The sequence below is a fragment of the Pedobacter polysacchareus genome, from assembly GCF_019802255.1.
Classification (GTDB): domain Bacteria; phylum Bacteroidota; class Bacteroidia; order Sphingobacteriales; family Sphingobacteriaceae; genus Pedobacter; species Pedobacter polysacchareus.
On the sequence record NZ_JAHYSS010000003.1, the window covers coordinates 316,682 to 330,432 of the forward strand.

Annotated in this window: 13 protein-coding genes; 7 read left to right on the plus strand and 6 right to left on the minus strand. The window is 38.6% G+C overall.

The window, feature by feature from the left end; all coding sequences use genetic code 11:
- Both K7X70_RS09065 and K7X70_RS09070 read left to right on the plus strand, forming a co-directional pair.
- Positions 1–1,383: a RagB/SusD family nutrient uptake outer membrane protein gene (locus K7X70_RS09065; RefSeq protein ID WP_222536751.1), complete on the plus strand. Its 1,383-nt coding sequence runs from the start codon at positions 1–3 to the stop codon at positions 1,381–1,383.
- A gap of 26 nt (positions 1,384–1,409) precedes the next feature.
- Positions 1,410–2,924, plus strand: a complete 1,515-nt coding sequence (locus K7X70_RS09070; protein ID WP_222536752.1) for a TlpA family protein disulfide reductase — start codon at positions 1,410–1,412, stop codon at positions 2,922–2,924.
- A 53-nt stretch (positions 2,925–2,977) separates the two neighbouring features.
- Here K7X70_RS09070 and K7X70_RS09075 read toward each other — a convergent pair whose 3' ends face one another.
- From K7X70_RS09075 to K7X70_RS09085, 3 genes are all read right to left on the minus strand, one after another.
- A complete protein-coding gene (locus tag K7X70_RS09075; RefSeq protein ID WP_222536753.1) occupies positions 2,978–3,334 on the minus strand; it encodes a hypothetical protein in 357 nt (118 codons plus the stop codon).
- Between the two features lie 50 nt (positions 3,335–3,384).
- Positions 3,385–3,837, minus strand: a complete 453-nt coding sequence (locus K7X70_RS09080) for a MauE/DoxX family redox-associated membrane protein (RefSeq protein WP_222536754.1) — start codon at positions 3,835–3,837, stop codon at positions 3,385–3,387.
- A gap of 94 nt (positions 3,838–3,931) precedes the next feature.
- Positions 3,932–4,516 carry a Crp/Fnr family transcriptional regulator gene (locus K7X70_RS09085; protein WP_222536755.1) on the minus strand — a complete coding sequence of 195 codons (585 nt, stop codon included), beginning with the start codon at positions 4,514–4,516 and terminating at the stop codon, positions 3,932–3,934.
- Between the two features lie 230 nt (positions 4,517–4,746).
- On the opposite strand from K7X70_RS09085, the gene K7X70_RS09090 reads away from it, so the two are divergent.
- Together K7X70_RS09090 and K7X70_RS09095 are read left to right on the plus strand one after the other, a co-directional pair.
- Positions 4,747–5,478, plus strand: a complete 732-nt coding sequence (locus tag K7X70_RS09090; protein ID WP_222536756.1) for a LytR/AlgR family response regulator transcription factor — start codon at positions 4,747–4,749, stop codon at positions 5,476–5,478.
- 148 nt (positions 5,479–5,626) lie between these two features.
- Positions 5,627–6,169, plus strand: a complete 543-nt coding sequence (locus K7X70_RS09095) for a GAF domain-containing protein (protein WP_222536757.1) — start codon at positions 5,627–5,629, stop codon at positions 6,167–6,169.
- An 83-nt stretch (positions 6,170–6,252) separates the two neighbouring features.
- Here K7X70_RS09095 and K7X70_RS09100 read toward each other — a convergent pair whose 3' ends face one another.
- On the minus strand, positions 6,253–8,751 hold the full coding sequence (locus K7X70_RS09100; protein WP_222536758.1) for a glycoside hydrolase family 2 TIM barrel-domain containing protein: 2,499 nt from the start codon (positions 8,749–8,751) through the stop codon (positions 6,253–6,255).
- 299 nt (positions 8,752–9,050) lie between these two features.
- On the opposite strand from K7X70_RS09100, the gene K7X70_RS09105 reads away from it, so the two are divergent.
- From K7X70_RS09105 to K7X70_RS09115, 3 genes are all read left to right on the plus strand, one after another.
- Positions 9,051–11,660 carry a PAS domain S-box protein gene (locus K7X70_RS09105; protein WP_222536759.1) on the plus strand — a complete coding sequence of 870 codons (2,610 nt, stop codon included), beginning with the start codon at positions 9,051–9,053 and terminating at the stop codon, positions 11,658–11,660.
- Between the two features lie 14 nt (positions 11,661–11,674).
- The gene (locus tag K7X70_RS09110; RefSeq protein ID WP_255607027.1) at positions 11,675–12,031 is read left to right on the plus strand and encodes a response regulator transcription factor; all 357 of its coding nucleotides are present in this window, start codon (positions 11,675–11,677) and stop codon (positions 12,029–12,031) included.
- Between the two features lie 61 nt (positions 12,032–12,092).
- Positions 12,093–12,788: a DUF421 domain-containing protein gene (locus K7X70_RS09115; protein ID WP_222536760.1), complete on the plus strand. Its 696-nt coding sequence runs from the start codon at positions 12,093–12,095 to the stop codon at positions 12,786–12,788.
- Between the two features lie 59 nt (positions 12,789–12,847).
- Here the strand turns inward: K7X70_RS09115 and K7X70_RS09120 are convergent, their stop codons facing one another.
- Complete coding sequence (locus tag K7X70_RS09120; protein ID WP_222536761.1) at positions 12,848–13,222, minus strand: hypothetical protein; 375 nt, start codon at positions 13,220–13,222, stop codon at positions 12,848–12,850.
- A 114-nt stretch (positions 13,223–13,336) separates the two neighbouring features.
- Positions 13,337–13,717 (minus strand): VOC family protein, encoded by a 381-nt coding sequence (locus K7X70_RS09125; RefSeq protein ID WP_222536762.1) that lies wholly within the window; start codon positions 13,715–13,717, stop codon positions 13,337–13,339.
- Positions 13,718–13,751: the final 34 nt, after the last annotated feature.

Below are 13,751 nucleotides of genomic sequence, written 5' to 3' on the forward strand. Positions count from 1 at the left end.
ATGAAAAAATACACAAAATGGATTAACCTGTTCACGCTACTTTTTCTTTTAAGCAGCTGCAGTAAATCAGAGTTTTTGGAAATGAAACCAACAACTACCATCATCACCCCTACCACACTATCAGATTTTCAATATTTGCTTGATAACACTAATATTCAAGGTACTTCTGCTCTAGCTCAGTTAGCAGACGATGATTATTTTCTGGCCAATGAGGCCGATTTAGCTAATAAATCGATTACAGAACAAAATTCGTATATATGGGCGAAAGACATTTACGGAGGTACGAAAGAAATCCCAGATTGGAACATCCCTTTTAAAAACATATTTTATTCCAATGCAGTGCTTGAGGGTTTGGTCAAATCCGACAGCAATTCATCTGAAAGAGGCCAATTTCTAAAAGGTTGGGCTTTGTTCAACAGAGCATATTTCATGTACGATCTTACTCGCAATTTCTGCAAATCCTATGATGAAAGCACAGCGACCACGGACCTGGGAATACCTATAAGACTAAAATCAGGCATTGATAAGCTGGAGAAAAGAGCCAGTTTACAGAAGACATTTGACCAGATCATCAGCGATCTAACAAGTGCTGAAAACTTGCTACCTAAAACAAGGAACTCTTCAAATCTAAATAGACCTTCAAGAATAGCAGTTTATGCATTGCTCGCTCGGATATATCTAGAAATGAGGAGTTACGTTCAGGCAGAAATTTATGCTGATAAGTGCTTAAATCTATACAGTAAATTAATCGACTACAATACTTTAAGCTTAACAGCAAGTAGACCTTTCAGTATTACAAACGAAGAACTTATTTACAATACGGCCACAGTTCCAAATTATGAATTAACGTCCGCGTATTCCTTAAGCCCGTCAAAGGTAGTTAACTCCCTTGTTCAATCTTACGACATTAATGACTTGCGTAAAACCATATTCTTCCTACTTAATCAAACAAATGGCTATTACACAAAAAAGTCGGGCTACTATGGCTTGGGATCCTACCCTTTTTCAGGGCTCGCTACTGATGAAATTTATCTCATAAAAGCGGAATGCCTAGTAAGAAATGGAATGCCAAATTTGGCAATGGACAAGCTTAATGAATTACTAATTACCCGTTATTCAAACAAATCAGTATTTATCCCATTGAGAGCAAGCTCAAATGCACACGCACTTGACATCATACTACAAGAGCGAAGAAAAGAATTAGTTTTTAGAGGTCAAAGGTGGCATGATTTAAAGAGGCTCAATAAAGAGGGAGCTCAAATTACAATTAGCCGTACACTTTTAGGAACCCGATATACACTACCATCAAACGACCCACGCTGGGTGTTCCCAATTCCAGATGATGAGGTTACTCTTAGTGGCATAGCACAAAACCAACGATAAATAAAACCCCAATTAAAATTATATTTATGAACCATTTTTCTATACAAAAAGCAAAGCTGATCTTATTAGCTACTTTCCTAATGCTCATTTCCCAATTACATCTGAAAGCCCAGAGTAAATCATCAAAACGGTTTGTAGTTATTGATTTAATCGTTCAGGATTCTTCGATGCTGAACAATTTTTATATTCAATTTGAGATGCATAAGAACAATGTAAACACCAACCTCACTTTAGATAAGGACTTTTACAAATTTAAAATCAACAAAAAAAACACGCGAATTAAAGTCCCGTTATCAACAAATGTAAATTATGGAAGAATCAAATGTTTCTATGATGGTCAAATAAGGTTGCAACCATTTGATGAAACTGGATCTTCCATTTACATTTTTGAGAAAGGCGATGACATACAGTTAATTATCACAAAAAGAACCATACGATTTGAAGGGAGAAAAACAGAAAAGTACAATTGTATGCAAAGCATTAATTCAGATTCAAACTATGATAGAACTGACTACCATAAGTTTGCTGCACAGAAGAAATATAAAGAAATGTTTGAGTTTTTAAAGAGCCGAGAAGATTCTGTCTTTAAGGTAAAAAAGAATCTAATTTATCAGTACAAATCAAAGTTAAACCCTGAAATTTACAATCTAATGCTGGCAGATTGCCTGGCTTATTATTACTCTGAGTTACTTGTAATACTTAAGATGGCGTCGAATTCGGATGAGGAGAAGAAAAAGATAATTATCCAAACCTACGATAAATGGTTAAAAGATATAAAAACAGATGGTTTAAATGAAAATGTAATCGTAAAATCATTTCGGTACTGTGATTTTCTATTTGATAAAGCAGTATTTGAAACTTCATTTATTAACCGAAAAGATAATGGTATACAGAAGGTCCCTTATACATTTAAAGCACTTTATGATTCGATACAAAATAACCACAACGGAATCATAAGAGATAAGGTAACTCTTTTAACTTTTTATATTAATCTGGTATTTAAAGATGGAGGCGCTTACTTAGAACCGGCTTACAAAGCAATGGGTACCAATATATTTAAAACTTCCATGTCTCAACTATTAAAAAATTACTCAGCCACTATCTATAAATTTAAATTATATGATCAATATGGAAAGCTTAGGTCTTTAAGTGAGTTTAAAGGTAAATTGCTTGTATTGGATTTTTGGTTCACTGGATGTTTAGGCTGTTCTGTCTTAGCTAAAGAACTAAAACCAATCATCCAGTCCTATAGTGGAAACAAAGACATAGAATTTATTTCTATTAGTATCGACACACACAAAGAAGTATGGTTGAAAAGTGTAAATGAAGAAACTTACAGTGATAAAGACCAAATCAATTTATTCACAAGTGGATTGGGTGAGCAACATCTTATCATACGCGATTTTAGTGTCCAATCCTACCCTGCTTTGTTCTTAATTTCTAAGAATGGGCACATCATTACAGCAACAATGCCGAGACCTGTAAAAGGAAAACCTGAGACCGTTTTGGCTTTCAAAAAATTAATAAACAAAAACCTCTAAAACAAAAAAATACAGCAGGGATCTATGATCCCCCTGTATTTTCTGAAACCACATTATTCAACATTATAAACCTTGTTATTCACTGAAAAAGATGCAGGTTCGATCCATTCATTTGATAGATAACTATCTATTTGGCTTTTTTCGTAGTTGGTTAAATCCGGAATACTATCTTTTCCTGCCGAGGTAACGCGGTAAATACAATGCCTATCAGAGCTACCTAAACAATTAAGGTTATTTGGCGTCCCCATGGAAAACTGTTCGAAATAACCTGGTGCTGGCTGTACCAAATAATTTGCTGTAATCCCACCTACCCTTGTCGCTTTCCCAACAGTTTGATCGGGCATACTTGTAAATGCACTGGTCGCTAAAGCAATTGCTGCAACTGCCAAGCCGTAAAATAAATTTTTCATTTTCTTAAAATTTAGGATGTTAATTAAATAGCCATATTTCTTTATACAGGTTACGGCCTTCGGCCTGTATCACACGCGTAATTTCTTCTTTTATGTCCAATCAGGCCAATAATGCCAAGCCCAATAAACACCAGGTTAAACCAAACATGCTGCTGCCAACTGAGGAATGAAATCACTCCTCCGCAACTGCAAGGCAAGTCCTGACCGGCCATCGATAAAACCATGTACCCCAGATATCCGGTAAAAATTACCATTAACCCTAATGCAGCATACAAGCCCATTCTTTTGGTAAGGGGAATAATTAACAGCACCGCGATTAAGATTTCTATTAAGGGAATTATCCAGGCAAACAGCTCATTAAAATCTGCAATGAGCGGGCTTCTACTCAGCACTTTCTCGAAAGCAGTTAAATTCATAAGTTTGCTGGATGCGGTATAAACGAATAACGCAACAAACAGATAGCCGATCCCCTCTGTAATTTTAATCATCGTTTGAGCTTTCATGATCCTATTCCTTTTACAGTACTAAGTTCTGGAGCAGAAGGGAAAAGAAAGTCCACAGATGTGGCAGTATGCATTACAAAAGTGGAAAAGAGAACTACCTTTTACTATAACGCCCCAATCCTTTGTCGAGAATGCCCAGAAAACTGGCAATTGGCTTATGGCTCAATGTCAGTAAGGCTTTAGGATGTTTTTCAATAAACTGATCGTATCGCTGTTGATTGGTTAAGCTGGCTAGATCCAAGGCATGACGTTTTAAAGCCACAGTATAATGGTCACGAATTAATTCTGTTAAATGCCCCAGTTCTTCATAGTTACGGCGCAGCAAAATAAAATCCATATAGGTTATATAAATCAACCTGCACTCCTGCAGTGCTTCTACACTATTCCCAGCGAATTGCTGACTGAAAAAACCTGGTGAGACATAAACAAAATCACCGGAAAACCACATCCAGCTGGTTTCTTTCTTATTGGTTTCCGGATGCATTAAAGCTTCCATACAAACGCCATTGATGATAAAAAAAACTAAGTGATGCTTGACTCCTGTAGGTAATAAAATCTCTCCTTTTTCAACCATCATCTCATGTAATAATGGTCGCAATTTAACAACCAAGGCTGGGCTGGGCATAGCATATTCCTTTAACACAGCAAGCAATAGATTAAACGAGCCATCAGAAATCATATCATTTAGTTTAGTTTCTTACAATTTCCGACAAAATCATCACTAAATATAATTTGTTACACGAAACGCATATCCTGCTACACGAAAGCCATCCAAGCGTATGTGAAAAATACATTTAACTAAATAATAATTACTTTATTTAAAACATTTTTACAAAAAAGCATTAAAATAAAACAATTAACTTTCATACTAAGAAATATAAGCTTAGATTACCACCTAAATGACATTTCATGAAAACTAAAATTAACTGTATAATTATCGATGAAGATCAATTTTCCATTAACCTCCTAAAAGATCACATCGCAGGAATTCCTCAGCTCAATTTACAACAGGTCTATACAAACCCGATAATCGCGCTCGCTGAACTGTCAAACCTCCCTACTATTGATCTGCTGTTTCTGAACATTGATATCCCTACACTTGTCCTACTTAGGCTTACGGAAAGTCTGAAGCATAAAATCAAAAAAAACATCTATACCAGCACCTTCCAGAACCATGCTATTGAATATCAAGGAGAAGATTGTCTTTTGAAACCAATCGCCCAACTACATTTCGAAGCCATGATCAGCAAGACGATATCCAGTATCAAAAAAAATAACACCGAATACCTCAATGATGGGTCTTACTACCTCCCATCTGGAGCAGGCGGACAACGAGTTCGTGTCCATAAAAACGAAATTCTTTATATTCAAGGTGCTCAAAATTATGTGGCTATACATACTGCAAATAAAACTTATACCATCTATAATACGCTTAAAGGGATGGAGATCTGGTTTGAAAATCAGCCTACTTTCTTCCGCGTTCATAAGTCATTCATAGTCAACAGCGACCATGTGCTTGAAATTAATGGCAATTGCCTCCTATTAACTAAGGGAAGTATTGCAATGAGTAACAGTTATAAAAACAGGTTTTGCCAGTATATTCGACATAAAACAATCTGTTCCAAAAGACTATCTACCTAAGAGGTTACAAAATTTTATCGCCACCTTTTAAAATAATTCTGTTATTTTACATCCTAATTAAAAAAATCTAATCAAGAAAAACACCTTATTTGATTCATGCTTTTCTTAAAAACACTCAGGAACCGTGATCATTCCCTAAAAAGCAGCCATGGAAAACATTTTTAACAGAAACATCATCCCTTCCAATGACTTTGAGCGCGTTGCTGCTTTAAACCGTTACCATTTAATCAATGCTTTTGATGAACCAGTATTGGATCAGATTGTACAGCTCACCGCAAAAACATTTGATACCCCAATGGCCTTGATTTCATTAGTAGACCTCGATCAGGTATTCTTTAAATCAGGGATTGGGACAAGTGGAGCTGAATCTACATTAAGAGGAAGAAGTCTTTGTTCTATTGCTATTCTAGACACTGAACCCTTAATCATACATTATGCTCAAGAAGAAAAGTGCTTATTAACCAATCCAGTCATTGCTGCAGAATATGGTTTTAAGTTCTATGCCAGCGCTCCATTAATCACTTCAGATGGATTTATGATTGGCACCTTATGCATTACTGACACCAAATTGAGGGAATTTAGTGCTGAACAAGTGGAGACTTTAAAAGGCTTTGCAGAAATGGTGATACGGGAAATAGAGAAAAAAACTCAACTGAAAACAGAAAGCCAGCTAGAAGTATTAGATAAATAAACTGAAGCCCAAGAGTTTTCAGCTAACTCCTGGGCTTCAGCTCATTTACAACCAGCTAGCGCTTTTCTGATTACTTAAATGAATTATTTCACTTCAATCTTTAACACCGTAGACTTCAATCCCTTTGCAGAGGCCTCAAAGTAAACCACCCCCGGCTTTTCCTCAGACTTAACAATAGCTGTCAGCTGACCACTAAAAGCTTTCATTTTTGGCGCCTGAAAAGATTCCAGACTCGCACTGTTTCCATTCGCTACTGCATGGAATTTCCCAGCTCCAGTAGCTTTAAAGCTGATTTCTCTGGTATCTTCAGAACATAGATTCCCGTCTTTATCTACTACACTAACCTGCACAAAAGAAAGATCCTTTCCATTTGCAGTCAATTGCGTACGATCAGCTTTTAATTCCAGGTGGTGAGGTTTTCCGGCAGTATGGATTTCTTTCTCTTCCACTGCATTTCCTTTCGCATCATAAGCGACTACCTTAACCGTTCCCGGTTCATATTTAGTATCCATCCACATTAACCGATACCTTTTCTGACGGTCAAAATTCTCCAGCGATTGCTTATCTCCGGTATTGTAAACCGTAAACGTTGTATCCTTTGTTTTCTTTCCCTGGCTTTTACCATTGATAAACAATTCGGCAGTAGGGTAATTGGTATACACAAAAACTGGCGTAGTTTGCCCTGCTCTATACTTGAAATTCCAGCTTGGAAGGATATGAAGTGTGTTTGCGGCAGTATTCCAGTGACTTCTATACAAGTAATAGCGGTCTTTGGGAATCCCTGCTAGATCTACAATTCCAAATAGTGAGCTATGGCTTGGCCAGTTGGTATAATATGGCGTCGGTTCACCTAAGTAATCAAAACCGGTCCACACAAATTCGCCGATGGCATAAGGCAGATCATCATGCTGAATAAAATTATCTTCTGGCAGATCAGACCAGCCACAATGTTCTACATCATAAGATGACACCTGAAGATCCTCATAGATTGGCATCGCACGTCTGACTACAGGAAATTTATAAATTCCTCTTGAGCTAATTGTAGAAGCCGTTTCCGTGCCCAGAATAATCTGCTGCGGCAGTTTTTTATAAGCTTCAGGATAGGCAAAAGGGCGATAATTAAAGCCTGCGACCTGCATCGTTGCGGCAAAATTATTGTTGATCACAGATCCTGGCTGATCCATTCCCTGCGTAACAAAACGTGTAGGATCTTCCCGGAAACAAATGTCCTGAAGAAACTTTGCCGTTTTAGCAGCTCCTACCATCCCTTGCTCAGGAACTTCATTTCCTATACACCACATCACTACACTCGGATTATTTCGATAATGATGGATCAGATTGACCACATCTTTTTCCGCCCATTCATCAAAATATTTATGGTAACCATTCTTTTGTTTTGGTGCTTTCCATTCGTCAAAAGTTTCGGCCATCAGCATCATTCCCATTTCATCACAAGCTTTTACAAACTCTGGTGCTGGCATATTATGAGAAGTCCGGATCGCATTTACGCCCATATCTTTCATAATGCGAATCTGTCTTCTGATGGCTGCATCATTTACTGCCGCGCCCAAGGGGCCTAGGTCATGGTGTAAACAAACTCCCTTAAACTGCGTTCTTTTTCCATTCAGAAAAAAACCTTTATTGGGAATGATTTCTATCGATCGAATACCAAAAGTAGTACTGTACTCATCTCGAAGGTCATTTCCTTCGTACAATTTAGAAACTGCAGTATATAAAACCGGATTTTCCGTATCCCAAAGCTGCGGATTCAAGACCAGCAGTTCCTGATTAAAAGTCTCCTCCTCATATTTACTCAATGAGGTTTTCATACTGGCTACTACCTTGCCATTCGCATCTTTAATTTCGGTTGCCAACTGGAATCCAGCCACATCCCCTGATCCAGTTATCACCTTTGTTTTCAAATTCACCTTCGCAAACTCCTTATGAATGACCGGTGTGGTCAACTGTGTTCCCCAAACTGGAATGTGTGCCGTTTCAGTCAACACTACATGAACATTTCGGTATAAACCGGCCCCAGGGTACCATCTGGACGATTCCGGAAAGTTCTCCAATCTTACTGCCAATATATTTTCTTTACCAGGCTCTAAAAACTCAGTAATATCAAAATGAAAAGTATTGTAACCATACGGCCAGAACCCTACCTTTTTACCGTTTAAGTACACGGTGGCGTTGCTCATTGCACCATCAAAGATGATCGAAGCTTTTTTACCTTTATTAAATCCAGGCACCATAAATTTATTCCGGTACCAGCCTACACCAACAAATGGCAAACCACCTGTCCGCCCGGCATGTTCTGATGCTTCTTTCTGTCCATCTTGTGAGATGGCAACATGTTGTTTATCATTATTAGCACTAAAAGGACCATAAATCGCCCAATCGTGAGGAACACTCACATTTTGCCATTTACTATCATTAAATTTAACGTTAGTGAAATCAGCTTGATCTGCTCTGGTAAACTTCCAATTTTTTTCAAGTACCAATTCAGATCTGCCCTGAGCAAATGTCACAGTACTCCAAACACCCAGCGATAGTAAAATAACAGCAAAGTAATTCTTTTTCATATCAATATTTAAACATTTTAACCGGTCATCTTACTACAGTGTAGCTATCCGACCATATCAATGGCTAAATATATGTTAAAACACCATCATTATGACCTTATACCATGATAAACGACCTAAATCATCCTCTTTTTTTATTTGCTGGCGGGATAAACCAATCAATTTAATGCACCTTTAGACAACTTAAAGGAGTAAAATATAGTTTATAATTCAAATCTCAAACCCTCAATCTATTGTTTAAGTTATTTCTTTAAAGGCACAGAAATAAAGTAACTTAGGGCTCTTATCTCCATCTCCAGATGAATTCTGTAAACGATCTAAAACACTTTAATGCGCTTATTGAAGCCTACCCCACTGCTACAGCAATTTATTCCGACAGGAATATTACCATAGCAGCTGCAAACCAAGAAATGCTAGCCCTTTGGGGAAAAAATAATTCCGTTATAGGTAAAGGAATGGCAGATGCTATTCCCGAACTGATCAACCAACCATTTATCAACTTGCTGAAGCAAGTTTACGATACAGGAATCACCTATCAGGGAGAACAGGAAGCCGCCGACCTCATTGTAGACGGGCAGCTGAAAACTTCTTATTTCAATTTCACCTATAAACCATTAAAGGATGAAAATGGAAAGACGATGGCAATTATTCACAATGCGATCGACGTCACGGAACTCGTACTGACAAAGAAAAGAATCAGCGAAACCGAGGAACGCCTGAGTTTTGCACTTGAATCTGCAGAAATTGGAACCTGGGAAATGGACCCCTTAAATGAAACTGTCTTTTGGGACCAAAGGTGCCGGGAAATCTTCGGATTCGATGGTCATGAGGAAATCGAATATAAATCGGTACTCAACTGTATTCATCCCCTCGACAAACATAAAGTAGTCATGGCAGTGGCAGCTGCTATTGATCCCAATCGTACAGCGGCTTACGACTTACGCTATCGAACAGTGAGTCAGTCAGATAAAACCCTTAGGTGGGTACACTGTAAGGGGAAAGCGTACCTCAACGATCGCGGGGAAGTTTACCGTTTTGCTGGAATAGCTATGGACATCACCAAAGAAATTACTGCCAACCTAAGTGAACAGCAGCTGCTTTCTTTAATCAGGCACAATGCAGACCACATGTCTATTGCAGATATGGAAGGCAGGCTCATCTACATGAACCAATCGGGCAGAAAAATGCTGGGCGTTCCTGAAGATGCCGATATTACGACTATGACGGCAGCCGACTTCTATACTCCTGAAGAATTAACCCGCGTACAGCAAACTTTAATTCCACAAATTTCTGAAGAAAGTGGTTGGCAAGGAGTCATCCATCTACGGAATTACCAAAGCAAACAGGAAATCCCATGCGATGTGAATTATATTCTCATCAAAGATCCATTTTCAGGAGCCATCATTGGAAGAGGCGCCACCGCAAGAGATCTACGACCGGAGATCAAAGCGAAAGCAGAACTGAAGCGCCTGGCAACAATAGTAGATATCTCTGAAGATTTCTGTAATTACTGCGATCTGCATGGCAATACCATTTATATCAATGAGGCAGGGGGCAAATTAATTGGTATTGACCCAGAAAATATCAATGAAACAAACTTGTACCAGTACCATAGTGCCGCTTCCTCTGCTGAAATCCGGGATATGATCATTCCAGAACTCTATACCCATGGAAAATGGTCAGGACGATTAGAACTGGTGCATCAGGTTACCGGAGAAATCATCCCTATTCATAAACAACTATTCATCATCCGTCAGGAGTTCAGCAACGAACCCGTGGCCATTGCCGGAATCGCCCGCGACCTGAGAAGAGAATTGAATGCAAAAAAAGCAGTAGACAAGAAAACAGAAGAATTACAGCAAGCCATTAAGGAGATGGAATTTCTTGCAAACACAGTTCCTGCAGTCGTTTGGACCAGCCATCCTGATGGAATGCTGGACTATATCAATGACCGCTGGCACGAAAGAAGCGACGTAAGTATCGCCGAATCGCTTGGCCATGGCTGGATCAGGATGATGCATCCCGATGATGTAAAAGGAGTAACGCAAAGGTGGAAATTAAGTGTCGATACCGGCAATCCTTATCAAACGGAGTTCCGAATGTTAGACAAACATGGCAATTATAGATGGTGGCTTGTAAGGGCATTAGCGCTAAAAGATGCCAATGATAAAATCATTAAATGGTATGGTACCAATACCGACATTACCGATCAAAAAGAACTGGAAAGACAAAAAGATAACTTCCTTGCTGTAGCTAGTCACGAGTTAAAAACCCCCGTAACCAGTATTAAAGCATATGCCCAGGTATTGGAAATGATGTTGAATCGTGCAGGAGACGCTAAAAATGCAGTGTTAATGTCAAAAATGGATGGGCAAATCAATAGATTAACCAGTTTAATCGGAGATCTGCTCGATGTGACTAAAATCAATTCCGGCAGACTGGAATTTGACAATGTACCCTTTGATTTTAACCAAATGATGCTGGAAATTATTGAAGATATGCAGCTCACTTCCGGCAGGCATCAAATCAAACACCAGCTTTCTTTTAAAAGAATGGTAACCGGAGATCGGGAAAGAATTGCACAAGTTGTGATTAACCTGATCACCAATGCGATAAAGTACTCTCCAAATGCAGACAGGATCATCATCTACACCGAAGATCACGATACCGAAGTTCAATTGTGTGTACAGGATTTTGGCATTGGACTAACAAGAGATAAGATGGATCGTGTATTTGAACAATTTTATCGGGTGAGCGGGACTAAAGAACATACATTTCCGGGGCTCGGGCTCGGTCTCTACATTTCCTCAGAAATTATTAAACAACTTGGCGGAAAGATATGGGTAAACTCTGTGATTGAAAAGGGTTCCACGTTTTGCTTTTCTATTCCTTTAAATAACGGCAATTAAACGAAATCCTACACATGAAAAAGATATTTATAGCAGATGATGATGCCGCAATTGTTGATGCGACCAGCTTAATGCTGGAGTTAATGGGTTATGATGTAGCCTCTACTTTAAATGGGGCTGCCATTTTAGAAGCAATGCAGCCCAGTCCAGATCTTTTAATTCTTGATATCTGGCTTTCAGGTATCGATGGCAGGGATATATGCAGGCAGCTGAAAGCCGATTTGACCACTAAAAACATCCCTGTTCTCATGATTTCTGCTAGCAGAGAGATCAAAACATCTGCAATGGATAGTGGAGCTGATGATTTTCTGGCAAAACCGTTCGAAATGCAGCTGCTGCTTCAGAAAATTGAAAGTTTAATCAATACATAAACCTTAAAGCAGCAGACTTGTTATAGTTTAAATTATCATTTCAACTTTCTTCACATCTTAAATGCTATTAAACATCGACTGGACTAAATTTCTAATTGGGGAGGCAGATTGGGAATTCATGGTAGAGATCTGCCTGCGTACCCTCATCATGTATTTTATCATCTTAATTGGCTTGCGGTTGCTGGGAAAACGTGGCGTCAGACAACTTTCGGTGTTTGAACTCGTCGTGATCATTAGCCTGGGCTCAGCAGCCGGCGACCCCATGTTTTACAAAGAAATAGGATTACTGGTACCCGTGTTGATCTTTGCAGTCATTGTAAGCGCCTACCGCATGACCACCTTTTTAATGGCCAAAAGTAAAAAAATGGACGACCTCATTGAAGGAACCTGCGTTTACCTCATTAAAGATGGAGAATTTTCTATTGAAGACTTTGGAAAAGAAGGCCTTGCTTATGATGAGTTTTTCTCAGAAATGCGTCAGCAAAGTATTTCTCATCTCGGACAGGTAGAATCAGTTATTTTGGAAACCTCCGGTAACCTTAGTATTTATTACTTTTCGGATGAACAGGTTAAATATGGCCTTCCAATACTACCCGAACTTTTTGACGATTGTCACAAATCCATCAAAACTTCTGGAATATACGCTTGTGCTTATTGCGGCAATGTAGAGGAGTTAGCACCATCCCCAAAGCATACCTGCAACAAATGCCAGCATGAATCATGGGTAAAGGCAATAAATAGGCTCAGAATAAAATAATGAGCATAAAAAAAGACTGCATCGTGATTTCATGATGCAGTCTTTTTTTATCTAATTGATTATCTGGTACAATCTGCAGTCCAGGTTGCCCCGTCTCTAGTCACCAGCATTTTTAGGGTACTGGCATCAATCTTAATACCTGTTAACCCACTGCCGATACTTACATAACTATTATCTCCTGATTTTTCGAATTTCACACCTGTGATATCAGGAATACTATTACCGAAATAAAAATTGTAGGTCTCTCCTACTTTACTAACTGTGATTTTTCCGTCAGAACTCTTGGTTAAATTACCATCTTTCAGATAAGAAACAGAACCGCTGTAAGTGCCTACAAAGAAGTCTGATTCTGCTGGATCTGTGTCTTTCTTACAGGCGATCAAAATCGTCGTAGCGATCAATAGTAAACTGAAAATTCTAATTGCTTTTTTCATAATGGGATGTGTTTTATTTGTAACGCAACAGTTACAAAGCCCATGCCAAAACCCATTAAATAGTGTTCAAAAGCGGAAACACGACAAAACGATCCCTATCTTGAAAACTATATTTCAACCCCCTTCAATGATCGAAAGAATATTTCCTGCCGGATCTTTAAACCAGGCGATTACGGGACCTTCACCACGAAATATGCCCTGCTCATCTGTTCTAAAATTTGGTTCATTATAGTGTTCAAATTTTACTCCTTTTTTTACTAAAACTGCGACTGTTTCCTCAACATTTTCAACGGGAAAATTCAACACAGTGAAGGTTGCGGCCAGATGATTGGACTTTGGATAGATCACAATAGGTGTTGATCCTTCCACATGAAGTTCCAATATCCCCATCGGGTTATCTTTCAATACTAATCCTAAAACCTCTCCATAGAATGCTTTTGCTTTTTCCAGATGATCCACTGAAAATGAGCTGAATGATTTTGAATTTCTCAACATGATTCTCTTTTTTTATTAAGACAATCCATTGGAA

Coding starts and splice junctions, on each gene's coding strand:
- K7X70_RS09065 (WP_222536751.1), top strand. CDS start 1: ATGAAAAAATACACAAAATGGATTAACCTGTTCACGCTACTTTTTCTT.
- K7X70_RS09070 (WP_222536752.1), top strand. CDS start 1,410: ATGAACCATTTTTCTATACAAAAAGCAAAGCTGATCTTATTAGCTACT.
- K7X70_RS09075 (WP_222536753.1), bottom strand. CDS start 3,334: ATGAAAAATTTATTTTACGGCTTGGCAGTTGCAGCAATTGCTTTAGCG.
- K7X70_RS09080 (WP_222536754.1), bottom strand. CDS start 3,837: ATGAAAGCTCAAACGATGATTAAAATTACAGAGGGGATCGGCTATCTG.
- K7X70_RS09085 (WP_222536755.1), bottom strand. CDS start 4,516: ATGATTTCTGATGGCTCGTTTAATCTATTGCTTGCTGTGTTAAAGGAA.
- K7X70_RS09090 (WP_222536756.1), top strand. CDS start 4,747: ATGAAAACTAAAATTAACTGTATAATTATCGATGAAGATCAATTTTCC.
- K7X70_RS09095 (WP_222536757.1), top strand. CDS start 5,627: ATGGAAAACATTTTTAACAGAAACATCATCCCTTCCAATGACTTTGAG.
- K7X70_RS09100 (WP_222536758.1), bottom strand. CDS start 8,751: ATGAAAAAGAATTACTTTGCTGTTATTTTACTATCGCTGGGTGTTTGG.
- K7X70_RS09105 (WP_222536759.1), top strand. CDS start 9,051: ATGAATTCTGTAAACGATCTAAAACACTTTAATGCGCTTATTGAAGCC.
- K7X70_RS09110 (WP_255607027.1), top strand. CDS start 11,675: ATGAAAAAGATATTTATAGCAGATGATGATGCCGCAATTGTTGATGCG.
- K7X70_RS09115 (WP_222536760.1), top strand. CDS start 12,093: ATGCTATTAAACATCGACTGGACTAAATTTCTAATTGGGGAGGCAGAT.
- K7X70_RS09120 (WP_222536761.1), bottom strand. CDS start 13,222: ATGAAAAAAGCAATTAGAATTTTCAGTTTACTATTGATCGCTACGACG.
- K7X70_RS09125 (WP_222536762.1), bottom strand. CDS start 13,717: ATGTTGAGAAATTCAAAATCATTCAGCTCATTTTCAGTGGATCATCTG.